The sequence below is a fragment of the Limnospira fusiformis SAG 85.79 genome, from assembly GCF_012516315.1.
In the GTDB taxonomy this organism is placed as follows: Bacteria; Cyanobacteriota; Cyanobacteriia; order Cyanobacteriales; family Microcoleaceae; genus Limnospira; species Limnospira fusiformis.
Genome location: NZ_CP051185.1, coordinates 3,718,380 through 3,732,512 on the forward strand (window position 1 = coordinate 3,718,380; position 14,133 = coordinate 3,732,512).

Genomic DNA, 14,133 nt, shown 5'->3' on the forward strand with positions numbered 1-14,133 from the left:
GGCTAGGAGAAATTACCATGATTGAAGATGACGAATTGCGGGAAGTCTTTAAAATTGCCAGTGAGGAACATTTACAAAAACTTGATGATGGTTTTCTGTACCTAGAACAAAACCCTCACGATAAGGGGAAAATAGATGAACTGCTGCGGGAAGCTCACAGTTTGAAGGGAGATGCGGGAATGTTGGGGGTTAAGGATGTTTCTACCCTGGCTCACCAACTAGAACACCTGTTAGGGGCTATAAATAGGGGAGAGGATACGTTTTCCCATGAAATGAGCGATCGCATGGGTCAAGGACTTGATGCAATTCGGAAACTGGTGACAGAAGCTGTTACTGGGGAACCTTGCGGGGTTAACGCCTTTTATGTGTTAGCGAATTTAATGGGGGCGAAGCCAGAAGGGGAAACTACGCCACCCACAGAGACTCAGACGGCTGCTGTAGCTGATTCTGATGAGTCTGGGGATGAGAACCTGACAGCGCCAACAACCACGGAAGACGAGGAGGAAGAGGCGGAAACTATCCCAGAGACCGAAGAAACACCAGCCCCGCTAGATGGTTTCAGGAAGGATGAGCAAACCCCAGAGAACCCGGAACAAGGGGCTAGTCCAATTATTGAAGTAGAAAATCCAGCCCCTGCTAGTCGAGCAGTTGTCCCTAGTTCGACCTATAAAATTGAGACAATTCGGGTAGCGACACGAAACCTGGATGCTCTGATGACTCAAACGGGAGAGTTGACGGTAACTAAAATTCGCATTGCCCATAGGTTAGCAGAAATTGAGGAAATTACCAACCTATTGGAAGAATGGAGTCGGGATGCTTTTATCAATAGATTTGCTCTCCATGACCTGGAAGCTAAGGAGGGTTTATCTAATGGTAAGGGTACGATGGGACAATTACAAAGTTACCACCAAAGAACAGGCGATCGCTTAGAGGTTCTTAGCACATTAGTCAATCAGCTAAGAACTTCCATCTATGAAGATATGGCTCGTCTGGATTTAATTTCTGACGAACTAGAAGAGGGAGTGCGTACCCTGCGACTGTTACCCCTATCGACGATATTTAACCTATTTCCGCGCATGGTGCGGGATTTAGCTAGGGAACAGAATAAACAGATAGAATTGGTAATTGAGGGCGGCGAAACTAGGGCGGATAAACGCATCCTAGAGGAGATGAAAGACCCCCTAATGCACATTTTGCGTAATGCTGTTGATCATGGCATAGAAACTCCCACGGAACGTCAAAAAAGGGCAAAACCACCCAAGGCGACTATCCGCCTACGGGGATATCAAACGGCTACCAGTGTGGTGATTGAGGTGAGCGATGATGGCCGAGGTTTAGATATTGAGCAAATTAAACAAACCGCCATTAAACGGGGAATTTGTCAGCCAGAAGAATTGGTGGGAATGACTATCCCACAAATTCAAGCGTTGATTTTTACTCCCGGTTTTTCTACCCGTAAATCGGTGACAGAGGTTTCGGGGCGGGGTGTGGGTATGGATGTGGTTAGGACTAATGTTGAACACCTCAAAGGGACGATTAACGTTGATTCGACCTCTGGAAGGGGATCTACTTTCCGCATTCAATTGGGAACTACCCTGGCTACAGCCCATGTGTTGATTGTGGCGGTTGATAGCATTTCCTATGCGATTCCTGTAGAGTATGTGCAAACTACCCTATTGGTGGATGATGCGGATATTTTTGCCATTGAGGGTCGAGATACGATTCTTTTTGATGACCAACCTGTGTCGGTGATGTGTTTAGTGGACTTGCTAGAATTGCAATCTAACCGTAATGCTATCAGGGGTTGGAATCACCAACGGAAGTCTCAGCGAGATGAGTCGGAACGAGAAACAACAGGGGATATGCTATCGGTAAGGCTGAGGGAAAATGTCAGACCCTGGGAAGCTAATCTGAGCCATGACCGAAATCAATCTCAACCATCGAAGGCTAGATCTTGTATAATTCTAAGGATGGGGGAAAATCGACTAGGCCTATTCGTTGACACGCTTATTGATGAACAAGATGTTGTCCTCAAGCCCCAAAGCCAACTACTGCGACGAGTAAGGAACGTTGCTGGGGCGACTATTTTGGGCACGGGGGAAGTGTGTATGGTGCTTAATCCCCAAGATATGATTCGCTCGGTGCGGAAAAATTGGAAATCCTCGGCTTCTATTAGTCTTTCTGATTCAGATGAGTTGGATTTAGAAAGCGATCGCCCATCTGTTATTCTATTAGTGGAGGACTCCATTGCTACTCGCACTCAAGAAAAGCGTATTTTGGAAGCAGCAGGTTATGAGGTGGTTACAGCAGTCGATGGACTAGACGGATTAAATAAACTCAAAACTCGCTCCTTTGATGCGGTAATCTCCGACATCCAAATGCCTAATTTAGATGGTTTGGGATTCACTGCCAAAATCCGCGAACATCAAGAATATAGCGAGTTACCAATTATCTTGGTGACATCTCTTGCTTCTGATGACGATAAACGCCGGGGTGCTGAAGCGGGAGCTAATGCCTACATCACTAAAGGCTCATTTAACCAGGATATCCTCCTGCAAACTCTCAGCCGATTAGTTTGACTGCATCCAACGGGGGATGAGCTCATTGGTCTGGCTGGCGGTCATATACTGTAACCGCTAGACCCACCCGGTATTTTAACACACGCAAAATCAACATGGCGATTCGAGTTTTGCTGGTGGAAGATTCCCCAGTTGCTCTGATTATTCTCAAACGCATTTTGGCTGAATGCAACGATATTCTGGTTGTGGGTACTGCTCGCAGCGGTTTGGAGGCTTTGTCTTTAATTCCTCAATTGCAGCCAGATGTGATTTGCACAGATTTACATATGCCTCACATGGATGGCCTGGAATTTACTGGAGAGGTGATGGCTAATTTCCCTAAGCCGATTCTGGTAATTAGTGCATCTGTCCAGGCTGAGGATACTTACAATGTGTTTCAACTTCTCAATGCGGGGGCGGTTGATGTTTTTCCTAAGCCGAAAACTGGGCTGGCTTCTGACTATCAGCAAGCGGGTAGGGAACTGATCCATAAAATTAGAGTTCTGGCTGGGGTTAAGGTGTTTACTAAGCATCGACGGGGGGCTACTGTTAAGGCGACTTCCCCGGCGGCGAGTCCATCCTATTCGGGGAGCAGAGTTAATAGTCCGGTGGCGGTTCCTACTCCTCAGAAAACTTCTTTTTCCCCTCAGAAAAAGACTTCACCCCATCGCTCTCAATCTGTTCGGGTGGTGGTGATTGGTGCCTCTACGGGAGGACCCCAGGCTCTCCATACCCTTCTGACTCAGTTTTCCCCTCAGCTCCCGGTTCCGATTATCTGTGTTCAACATATTAGTGAGGGGTTTTTGCAGGGATTGGTCAATTGGTTGAATTGTCAGTGTTCTATATCGGTTAAAATTGCTCAGGCAGGAGATTTGCCTCAACGGGGAAATGTCTATTTCGCCCCGGAGGGGAAACACCTGGAAATCGATCGCAATGGTCGGTTTTTGTATTCTTCTAGTCCGGCTTTGGGGGGACATCGACCTTCGGTGACCGCAACTATGAAGTCTGTGGCTAATTTCTACGGTAGTCACACTCTGGGAGTATTATTAACGGGTATGGGCCGCGATGGGGCTGAGGGAATGATGGAAATTACACAATGGGGCGGTATCACTATCGCTCAAAATGAGGAAAGCTGTGTGGTTTTTGGAATGCCCCGAGAAGCGATCGCTCTGGGGGCGGCGAGCCACATTCTCCCGGTAGAGGCGATCGCTCCCTTGATTTTAAATATGATTAATTTGGGCATCAAGTCTTAACGTTCAATACCGAATCAATTACCTCGCACAATTTCTGGGCATCAAAAGGCTTGGTTAGGTATTCTGTGGCCCCGGCTAGTCGCCCCTGCACTTTATCAAAGGCCCCGTCTCGGGCTGTTAGCATAATAATTGGCAATGCCTGAAATTGCGGGATACTCCGAATTGTCCGACATAGTTCTAATCCATCTATTCCTGGCATCGATACATCTAGCAGTAGCACGGAAACTTTGTTATGATATATAACTGATAAGGCATCGACGGCATTATCAGCCAGCAAAACGTTATAAGTATTAGATAGGGCTTGTTTGACTAGGCCCTGCATAACTGTACTGTCATCTACTGCTAGGACGGTTGCTTGTTGACTACTTTGATTAACAGACATTGATTATCTTTCCCTCCGTGACGCGGCTGGCCCCGACTCACGATTGAGCTATACTATTAGTTTATATCGTTGTGCTGTGTTTAAACTACCCCCCCCAGGCGATCGCTTACCTGGCAACTGTTAACTGTAATATTAAAAAAAAGTTAAATCTGAAAATTCCCCCCCCAAAAAAGGTTGACTATTGCTCACGATTTTGGTAACATCAAACTATAATATATTAAAAAATTAGATGTGTGCCTGATTTGGAATTTCGCCAATATCCCATTATGATAAAAGCATAAGTAAAGTCAAGCACAAAGTCAAGCATTATTTACAACTATTTACAATTGCCCAAATCCTGCCATAACTGGGGATTATTAAAATCCTCAATGACATAAGTTGCGCCGAAATTTTTTAAGATCTGGGGGTCATGGGTAGAGGCGACACCAATAGTAGCTATTCCAGCAGCAACGGCTGATCTAATTCCGGAGGTAGAATCCTCAAAAACGATAGCATCTTGAGGGGATATATTCAACTGTTGTAAACAGACCTGGTAAGGTTTCGGGTCAGGCTTACCCACCCCGACATCTTCAGAGACAATAACGGTCTGGAAATAATCAACCAAGTTTAAAACCTTCAGCATAAAGGCGGCATTTTCCCTAGGCGCATTAGTAACAATAGCAGTTTGCAGTTGCTGTTTTTGTATCCAAGCCAACAACTTGGTTAAACCGGGTAAAGGTTTTAAATTCCCGGCAATTTCACGAAATATAGCTTCTTTTTGGTCAGCCAAAATCTGCCCTTTTGCGGGGGAAAGTTGCGGGAGAATATCCCGGACAATATCAGGGTTTAAACGTCCGCTAATGTTAGCTCGATAAAAATCCGGGTTAATTTCCAGATCATAATTTTTGAGGACATCAACCCAAGTCTGATAATGAATAGGGTCGGTATTAGCCAGAGTCCCATCTAAGTCAAAAATAATCGCTTTCAGCATGATGTAAATCCACTATCTGAGTAATTAATTATTAGACCTGCGCCAGTGAAAGATATTTTCTAGGGTATTATACCAAAATTTTTGGTTTCGATGTCGTTGATGAACCCAAGCGGCGGCGGTTGGGGAAATTATCCCGGTAAGAGTTGGCCAGGGAGGGGTAAAATTAGCGATCGCATTGATGGTAATACGTTTTTGAATAGCGATCGCCAAAAAATTAATGATCTCATCAGCGCCAACCCCGAAAATAGTAGCCCCCAAAAGCCGACCATCAGAATGTCCGACCAACTCACACAAACCCATAATTTCCCCCAAAATTTGAGTTTTAGGAACCTGTTTAAACATCTGGCGGCTAACTTGTACCCGGTCTCCATAGCGCCGTCGTGCCTGAGTTTCAGTCAAACCAACCCTAGCTAAAGGTGGGTCAGTAAAAATCACCCAAGGAACATGATCATAACTGACCGAAAATATGGGCAAATATAGGGCATTTTTGATGGCGATTTGGGCTTCATATTCAGCTAGATGAGGCATAGCATAACCTCCCGCCAATTCTCCACAAGCATAAACTCGATGATTAGTGGTTTGCATTCGGGAGTTTAGCTGCAAATAACCCCCAATAAATTGAACTCCGATATCATCCAAATTTAAGCCACACAAATTAGGCTGACGACCGATACCTAGGATAATTTCATCAACTTCGATCGCCTTATTTCCGGCTTGTATCCATTTGGTATCATCAATTTGTTTAGCCTGAATCACAGGGGTTTTAGTCAGCACCCGCACCCCTTCAGCTTCTAACAAAGATTGCAGCAAAAAAGCGGTGTGGGGTTCTGCTCTCGGTAGTATGTGGTTACTGCGAACTATGATGGTAACATCACTTCCCAAACGCCTAAATATTTGGGCTAATTCCACAGCGCTAGGGTCGCCGCCAATGAGGGCAACATGATTAGGAATTTTGGTAATTTTATGAAGAGTATCGGCGGTGAAATATCCGGTAAGAGTCAATCCTTCTATGTCGGGAATTTGGGGTTGGGAACCCATAGCCAGTAAAAAAGTACGCGATCGCAAAATTCGATTATTGACTTTCAAAGCCAGCCGAGGTTCTCTAATAAATTCCCCTACCCCAAAAATCATATCTACCCCCAAAGAAGCGATCGCCGCCGGAGAATAAATACTTTCTAGGTTAGTGGTGATATATTCACTCCATTGACAACTAGAGTCCCACTGTATCAAAATATTTTCTGGTAGGGTGCGATCGGCGGTTTCCCAACCGATGCCGAATTGTGACACCTGGCGCATTTGTTTAGCTACCTTAGCTATCTGTAAAAGGGGGTGGTGTCTGTTAGCCCCAAGAATTTGACCAGGAACAGGGGGTGGGTCAGGTTCCAATAGTGCTACCCGACCCTGCATTTTAGAGGCGTTTATAGCGGCTTTACGTCCGGCTAAAGTGCCACCAATGATAACTACATCATAATCGAGCATTTTGGGTAAGACGGAATTATTATCATATCTTCAGATTTTACCCAATTTTACCCCAAAAAATATAGATTAATTATGGCGATCGCCTTCTAGCTGTCGCAAACGTTCTTCTAATTCACGCACCCTGTCCTCGGCGGCTTCAGCCCTTTGGCGTTCAGTTTGCACCTGTTTAGCCAATTCGGTGGGTGTAAGGAATCGTTCACCGTCTGGGCGATAAATCGTAAAGTTTCCGTCTTTCAATTCAAACCGGATACCTAAGCGGGGACTCGTCCAATTTTCCGGTTCGTCGATCACTTCGAGAGTCCCATCACTACTACGCAGCCAACCGTTGAAATCTAGGCGATCGGGGTCTAAAATATAGTATTCTTCAACCCCATATTGTTCATAAAACTTAAATTTTCTCGCCATTTCTTTCAAGCGATTTCCCGGTGAAAGAATTTCCAAAACCACTTGTGGTGGTATGTTACCTTCTTCCCATTGTTGATAGGAACCGCGATCGCCTTTAGGTCGCCCAAATACTACCATCGTATCAGGGGCTTGACGTATTTTATTATCACCCTGCTGAGGATACCAGAGTAAGTCTCCAGCCACAAACACATTAGGATCATCATCAAACAAGATTTCTAGGTTTTCTTTAATAACAACAATCCAGCGAAATTGTTTAGTATTATCTGACATAGGATTGCCATCGGATTCGGGATAAATGACCGTGATTTTGTCTTGAGTGCTTGTCATAGACTTGTCATCATGGCTATGATGATATTTCTTTGATTCATTATATCATAGCTGTGGCTGTTGGCTATAGGGTGAGATAGACAGCACCATGGGCTATAGGGCTAGACATGGTGCTGAGATCATTAGGGATTTTGCTTAGGACGTGCGCCAAACTTTTGAATTAACAAATCCCGGATAATTGGCTTGAGGTCATCGCAAGCTACACCCTTTTCTAAACGACTTCCCAACTCAGCCTCATGACCTACTTTTCCGCCGGTATAGATATCAACACCTTCCACTGTTTTACCATCTTTACGGGCTTTAGTACCGATGAAACCGATATCAGCCACTTGCGGCTGTCCGCAAGAGTTAGGGCAACCAGTCCAGTGAATACGAACGCGATCGCTTATTTCCAACTCCTCATCAAGTTCTCGAGCTAATTTTAAAGCCCGTTGTTTAGTTTCAATCAAAGCAAAATTGCAATAATTATTTCCCGTACAAGAGACAAGCGATCGAGTCAAAGGGGCAGGATTAATCGAGAAAATCTCTAACAAAGGTTCTGCCAAAAACGCCTCTAATTTATCCTCCGAAATATAAGGAATAATCAAATTTTGCTCAACCGTCAGGCGAATTTCTCCCTGGCCATAAACCTCCGCCAAACGGGCTACTTCAAACATTCGGTCTGCGGATAAACGCCCTACCGGAACGTGCAACCCAACAAACTTATATCCCTGTTGTTTCTGGGGGTGAACACCCAAATAATCTTTCTTATCCTGGGTTATTTCATCCTTTAAGGCGGCTGGTGCGAGAGTTTGACCAAATTCTTCCTCCACCTTAGCCCGGAAGCCTTCTACGCCCCATTTATCCACCAACCACATCAAACGTGCGCGTTGGCGATTTTCCCGCAATCCTTCAGAGAGACCATTTTGGGTGTAAACTGTTAGGATAGCGATGGAAAGTTTAATCACATCATCGTTAGCAGGAACCCAAACATTAATCGGCACAGCTTCCACCTGACGTTGTGCGGATAAATACCCACCTACGAGGACATTAAATCCTAATATGCGATCGCGATAAGCAGGCACAAAAGCCAAATCATTAATTTCAGCATGAATGGAATTATCTCGTCCCCCTTCAATAGCAATATTGAATTTACGGGGAAGGTTAGAAAAAGCATAATTACCCTCACCTTGATTGGTGATTACACTCTCCAATTTTTGCAACAATTCTCGGGTGTCGAACAATTCATCCGGGTCAATACCAGCAATGGGAGAACCCGTCAGGTTGCGAACATTATCCATACCCGATTGAATGCTGGTCATTCCTATAGCTTTCATTTGGGCAAAAATATCCGGGAGGTCTTCCAAACGAATACCGCGTAATTGGATATTTTGGCGGGTAGTAATATCGGCGCTACCATCATCTCCATAGCGTTGGACAATTTCGGCTAATACCCTCATTTGTGCGCTGTTGAGAGTACCATTAGCAATCCGTAATCTCAACATAAATTTACCGGGAGTAACAGGTCGGAAGAACACCCCCAGCCATTTAAGACGCATTTCTAAGTCGGTTTTATCCATGGCTTCCCAACCGATTTTGGCAAAATATTCTAACTCGTCTTTAACAGCTAATCCATCTTTATCAGCTTTAGCTTTTTCGATTTTATTGAGTTTGACTTTGGGTTCAGAGGCGACAACCATGAGTTTATCTATAACTGAGGTTAACAATGATTTGTAGATTAAATTCAGAATCAGTGATAATTTGTAGTTTAAGATACATAAAATCCAAGAGTTTGCAGTTATTGCATATATAATATGTAAAAAACGCATATTAATCAGATTTTAGTATTTTTGAATACCAAATTACGGGGAAATTCACCATAATTTGGGTTCATCAACCTGATGACCGAAAGTTTAAACTTATCTAATGTCTGGGTATTATTTAGTAATTAATTAACGAGGTGCAATTATGGAAAAAAATCAAGCTATTGGCAAGGTGTATTTAGTGGGTGCAGGGCCTGGTGATCCGGGTTTGCTGACATTAAAAGGCAAGGTTTTGATTGAATCAGCGGATGTGGTTATTTATGATGCTTTGGTGAGTGAAGAAATTTTAGCAATGATTAACCCCAAGGCTGAAAAAATCCATGCCGGAAAGCGTCGGGGTCGCCATTCTTTACCTCAAGAGGAAACGACACAATTAATGATTGAGCAAGCCCAAACTCATGGGGTAGTTGTACGTTTAAAAGGCGGCGATCCATTTGTTTTTGGTCGTGGTGGGGAGGAAATGGAGGCTTTAATCGCGGCGGGAGTTCCGGTAGAGGTGGTTCCGGGTGTGACTTCTGGTATTGCCGCGCCAGCTTATGCGGGGATTCCTTTAACTCACCGTGATTATAGTTCTTCTGTGACTTTTGTAACAGGTCATGAAGCGGCGGGAAAGTATCGCCCAGAGGTTAATTGGGGGGCTATTGCTAAGGGTTCTGAAACTATTGTTATTTATATGGGGGTTCAGAATTTGGGTAATATTATTGAGGCTTTGGTGGCTGGTGGTTTAAGCCTCCAAACTCCCATAGCTTTAATTCGTTGGGGAACTTGTCCGCACCAGGAGGAATTACAAGGTACTTTAGCCACTATTATTGAACAGGTTGAAAATACGGGTTTTGAAGCGCCAGCTATTGCTGTTATTGGTGAGGTGGTTGGCTTAAATAATGTTCTGTCTGGATGTCGTCCTGTACCTCTGAAAATCATCACTAAATAATGGAATTTGATGATATGAATGAATTGGTTAATTTGGCTAAGGTTGCTAGTGATAATCAAGATTGGTCTCAGGTTGTTTATTGCCTACAACAGTTTGGTGTGAGTGGGGAAAATGATGGCTGGGAAGAGGCGATCGCTTTAGCTTTAACCACTTTACAATATGGAGATTTTCACACCCGTTGGGATGTAGCTAAACTATTGCCGAAATTGGGTAAATCAGCCTGTGTCCCGTTGATAGAAATTTTCGAGGATGAAGCAGCAGATCTAGAATATAGATGGTTTGCAGGGCGAATTTTAGGCGATTTTCATACCCCAGAAGCGATCGCCTGTTTGGTGAATTTCCTCAGTAGCGATGCTGATGATGAATTGATAGCGATCGCTGCTAGTGCTTTAGCGAATTTAGGACCGGAGACGGTAGCAAGTTTAACTACTCTTTTAGAAGACCCCAAAACCCGTCTTATGGGTGTGCGCGCCTTATCTCAAATTCGGATTTCCGAGGTGATTTCTCCCCTGTTAACTGTTGTTGAAGACCCCGACCCCCAGGTGAGGGCGATCGCCATTGAAACCTTGGGAAGTTTTCGGGATGATCGGGTAATTCCGGCTTTAATTAATGCCCTAGAAGACCATGCAGCCATAGTGCGATCGGAAGCGGTGATTAGTTTAGGATTTCGGTCAGATATAGCCACACAATGGCACTTGGTAGAGTCTATAGACCCATTACTGTATGATATTAACCTCACTGTTTGTCAGCAAGCCGCAATGGCTCTGGGGCGCTTAAAAACGGATGCAGCTATTGAAAGTCTATCAACAATTTTACAATCTTCGCTGACCCCAATTCCTTTACAAATTGCCTGTATTAAAGCGTTAATTTGGATGGAAAGTTCAGCAGGTTTAGACTGCATTGCTCAATGTATATCAGGTTTTCACGAAACAGTTATCCTGGAAACTATCCAGTTGTTAGGTCGCTTAAAAACTGCTAATCTCAAAAATCAGGCGGGTCAAATGTTGCTAGATTTATTCAGAACCGAACATCCTAGCCTCAGCGAAACACGGATTAAACAGGCTTTAGCTTACGCTTTAGGTCAGTTAAGAGATGCGAAAACTATGGAGGTTCTGCAAGTCCTCCAAACGGATGTTAATGATAGTGTCAAATTTCATGCGATCGCTGCTATCCGACAATTAGAGACTATTTCGACACAGCCTGAATTATCAACTCTTCCGGTGTGCGAGACTGGGAATTATTAGGGCAAGTTTGCGCGCCCCAATCGCACTTTCTCAGATGGTCTAGTTGCCAACTCAGGGGTATTTCCAACAAATCGCGAGACCCGGTAAATCCCTGTCCTATAAATAACAATAAGGCTATACAATTAAGTATGGTATGAGCCATGCGCCATTTGTAGGATTTGTAAATATCGGGAACAATTGCCAAGGCAAAAATCATCAATAAAGCGGAAGTAATGCCATAATAGTAATGGGAGAAGTGCCATTCATAACCTCGGCGAAATACCCCATCTTGCGCCCCCAAAATTACTAATCCCGCCCCGGTTAAGGTGGCAAAAACACCCCGCCACAGGGGTTGATTAGCATTAGCGCGGTACAGAAAAACTAAGGAGGCGATCGTTCCGATAAAGATTAAAACTATAAAAATAGCCTCAAACATATTCTCATCAGAAAGTTCCTTAAATACCCCCTTAAATCCAATGGAATACGCTAAAGCAATCAGGGTCACTCCTACGACGGTTCCGGTCAGCCAACGCCCCATTTTTAAGTGTTCCCGACCTACCATTGGGGGAATGCGACTTGTGCTTCCTTTTTCTAGGGTTTGTAGGCGACGCTGACGAGTTTGCCAAGCCATGTGGGTAGAAATTCCAATTATGGGAAATACGACAACTATGGCTAGAAATGGATGAATCAAACTCATGAAATCGATTAGCTGCATTTCCAAGTCTCCGAAAACAATTTGCAATTATCAAACATCAATACTCATAGGGATTTCGAGGTTCTGGAATAGGGGTTAATCTGTCGGCTTTGATAGTTAACCTCCGTTGATTATTGAGAACTTCGGTAGTCATTTCACCCTCAACCTGTAGCCAACTGTCTTGGGGATATGCCCCCCGGTTATTGTCAGGAAGCATGACAGGAAGCGCAATGGGGTAAGCATCAGCGGCACAGCAGGTGATTACAAACCGGGTAATAAAGATAAAATTTTGGGGAAGGTTAGGGGGATAAACGACAAACCCGGTGACATTGACTCTTTGACCTCTATATGTCTCCGGTTCGGGATTGACATTAAGTAGCCTAATCCATTCTATCAGCGATCGCTCTTCTGGTCGAGAAGCGGTACGAAATTCTTGGGGCTGAATTTGTGTAGCGGGTAAAGACTCCATGATACCCCGTTGTAAGGCGACATAACTACCAAGATTTCGGGGGGTAATGAAAAGACCTAACAGGACAGAAATTAAGAGTAGGGCGGTACTCCAACCTTTGGGAAATAAACTAATATGTTGTAGGGATTGTTGGTCTATCTGAGCTTCAGTTTTTTGGTAATTATGGGACAGTTCCCAAATCCGAAATCCTCCAAAAATTAATAACAGAAAACCGCCACCGATAGCGAGGGGGAAATAGTTAGGATGAATGAGGATATAAAGTCGTCCAGCCAGCCAATATCTGAGGAGGAGGAATCCCCAAGCTAATATAGCTATAGCGTCCACCCAAGGAGACTGCAACCACAGTTGTAAACGAGATGGTAATCCATTTAATGGAGGTCTAACACGGTTCATAGGCGCTGAGATTAATAGTTCAGATTGAGATTGACAGCCAAGGTTAGCAAAAAGGTAAGCTGGGCAGCGAGAATCATCAGATAAATGATGGCGCGAGTTTGGAAAATCGACATCATCAAGCCGACGGTTTTAATATCAATCATGGGTCCGAATACTAAAAATGCTAGTAAAGAACCAGTGGTAAAAGTGGCGGCAAAAGAGAGGGCAAAAAATGCGTCAACTGTGGAACAAATAGAAACTACTCCGGCTAGTAATAACATAGCCAGAATGGAGGAAATGGGACCGTAACCTAGGCTGAGGATAATTTCGCGGGGTATTACTGTTTGAATAATAGCAGCGATCGCACTTCCGACTACCAACATTCCCCCCAATTCTCGAAACTCCTGCACCCCACTTTCAATCATTAAACCAACCCGGTCGCGGGTGGGGCGGATAAAAATAGAGGAGAAACTGACACTTGTTTGAGGCATAGTAGCCACGGCTTGAACGCCTTTTCCCTCAGCTTTCCACATAGGCATGGACTGCAAACGCACGGGTGTGGCTGACTGACCCATAATATAAGTTCCCGATGTTAGTAGGGAAGATTTGGGCATCTCATCGACGGCTTTTTCGGTGAAGTCAGGTTGAGGAACTAAACGGGCGAGGGCTTTTTGTAGAAACGGCCGCAGGTCTTTTTGGGCGCTAAAAACCAAGCCTAATGTTATGGCAATTATCAGGGAAAATAAAATCCGTAAAACGACGACTTCTGGTTGTCCCCGGAAGGCTACCCAAGTTGACCAAATCACAATAGGATTAATGGTGGGGGCAGCAAATAAAAAGCCGATCGCTGCTGAGGCAGGTACTCCTTGACTCAAGAGGCGACGGGCAACGGGAACATTTCCACACTCACACACGGGAAACATAAACCCGAACAGACTGCCAAAAATCGCCCCCAGGAAAGGGTTAGTTGGAACGTAGTATAGAAGTTTGCGTTCATCCACTAACCACAGCAGTAGACTGGACAACATGACACCCAGTAACAGGAAGGGCATAGCCTCCACTAACAGGCTGAGAAACAGGGTGAAAACAGCGTTCAGTTTGCTAACTATTATTGATGGCATCCTGTCTCAATTTGAATGGTTGACACTACTTTCGCACTACACACTCTCTGGTTAACGGCTACATTGTACACCTTCCGATGGTAGTTATTATTGATCAGTTGGCGATTGTCCACGAGTAATGGTCTGGAGGGGGCGGGTTCCCTGATT

12 protein-coding genes are annotated in these 14,133 nt (G+C 44.5%); 4 read left to right on the plus strand and 8 right to left on the minus strand.

Annotated features, from left to right (window positions below; genetic code table 11):
- Positions 1-17 precede the first annotated feature (17 nt).
- Positions 18-2,579 (plus strand): hybrid sensor histidine kinase/response regulator, encoded by a 2,562-nt coding sequence (locus HFV01_RS17470; protein ID WP_006669638.1) that lies wholly within the window; start codon positions 18-20, stop codon positions 2,577-2,579.
- Between the two features lie 95 nt (positions 2,580-2,674).
- Positions 2,675-3,811 (plus strand): chemotaxis-specific protein-glutamate methyltransferase CheB, encoded by a 1,137-nt coding sequence (gene cheB / locus HFV01_RS17475; protein WP_006620459.1) that lies wholly within the window; start codon positions 2,675-2,677, stop codon positions 3,809-3,811.
- On the opposite strand, the gene HFV01_RS17480 is transcribed toward cheB, so the two are convergent.
- The 5 genes from HFV01_RS17480 to HFV01_RS17500 form a co-directional block, all read right to left on the minus strand.
- Complete coding sequence (locus HFV01_RS17480; RefSeq protein ID WP_006620460.1) at positions 3,801-4,193, minus strand: response regulator; 393 nt, start codon at positions 4,191-4,193, stop codon at positions 3,801-3,803. The two genes, cheB and HFV01_RS17480, sit on opposite strands and share 11 nt — an antisense overlap.
- Positions 4,194-4,509: 316 nt before the next feature.
- On the minus strand, positions 4,510-5,163 hold the full coding sequence (locus tag HFV01_RS17485; RefSeq protein WP_193520246.1) for an HAD family hydrolase: 654 nt from the start codon (positions 5,161-5,163) through the stop codon (positions 4,510-4,512).
- A 24-nt stretch (positions 5,164-5,187) separates the two neighbouring features.
- Positions 5,188-6,642, minus strand: coding sequence for a dihydrolipoyl dehydrogenase family protein (locus tag HFV01_RS17490; protein ID WP_062945786.1), 1,455 nt, complete (start codon positions 6,640-6,642; stop codon positions 5,188-5,190).
- Between the two features lie 66 nt (positions 6,643-6,708).
- Positions 6,709-7,374 (minus strand): Uma2 family endonuclease, encoded by a 666-nt coding sequence (locus HFV01_RS17495; RefSeq protein ID WP_006620464.1) that lies wholly within the window; start codon positions 7,372-7,374, stop codon positions 6,709-6,711.
- Positions 7,375-7,496: 122 nt separating this feature from the next.
- Complete coding sequence (locus tag HFV01_RS17500; RefSeq protein WP_193520247.1) at positions 7,497-9,053, minus strand: ferredoxin--nitrite reductase; 1,557 nt, start codon at positions 9,051-9,053, stop codon at positions 7,497-7,499.
- 268 nt (positions 9,054-9,321) lie between these two features.
- Between HFV01_RS17500 and cobA the strand changes: the two genes are divergently transcribed.
- Together cobA and HFV01_RS17510 are read left to right on the plus strand one after the other, a co-directional pair.
- A complete protein-coding gene (gene cobA / locus HFV01_RS17505) occupies positions 9,322-10,107 on the plus strand; it encodes a uroporphyrinogen-III C-methyltransferase (protein ID WP_006620466.1) in 786 nt (261 codons plus the stop codon).
- A gap of 14 nt (positions 10,108-10,121) precedes the next feature.
- The gene (locus HFV01_RS17510; RefSeq protein WP_235720248.1) at positions 10,122-11,351 is read left to right on the plus strand and encodes a HEAT repeat domain-containing protein; all 1,230 of its coding nucleotides are present in this window, start codon (positions 10,122-10,124) and stop codon (positions 11,349-11,351) included.
- Here HFV01_RS17510 and HFV01_RS17515 read toward each other — a convergent pair.
- Genes HFV01_RS17515 through HFV01_RS17525 form a run of 3 tightly spaced genes read right to left on the minus strand, consistent with a single transcriptional unit; the run spans position 11,293 to position 13,986 of the window.
- On the minus strand, positions 11,293-12,045 hold the full coding sequence (locus tag HFV01_RS17515) for a DUF4079 domain-containing protein (RefSeq protein ID WP_006669903.1): 753 nt from the start codon (positions 12,043-12,045) through the stop codon (positions 11,293-11,295). The two genes, HFV01_RS17510 and HFV01_RS17515, sit on opposite strands and share 59 nt — an antisense overlap.
- 37 nt (positions 12,046-12,082) lie before the next feature.
- The gene (locus HFV01_RS17520; protein ID WP_006669904.1) at positions 12,083-12,886 is read right to left on the minus strand and encodes a TIGR03943 family putative permease subunit; all 804 of its coding nucleotides are present in this window, start codon (positions 12,884-12,886) and stop codon (positions 12,083-12,085) included.
- An 11-nt stretch (positions 12,887-12,897) separates the two neighbouring features.
- Positions 12,898-13,986: a permease gene (locus HFV01_RS17525; RefSeq protein WP_006620470.1), complete on the minus strand. Its 1,089-nt coding sequence runs from the start codon at positions 13,984-13,986 to the stop codon at positions 12,898-12,900.
- Positions 13,987-14,133: the final 147 nt, after the last annotated feature.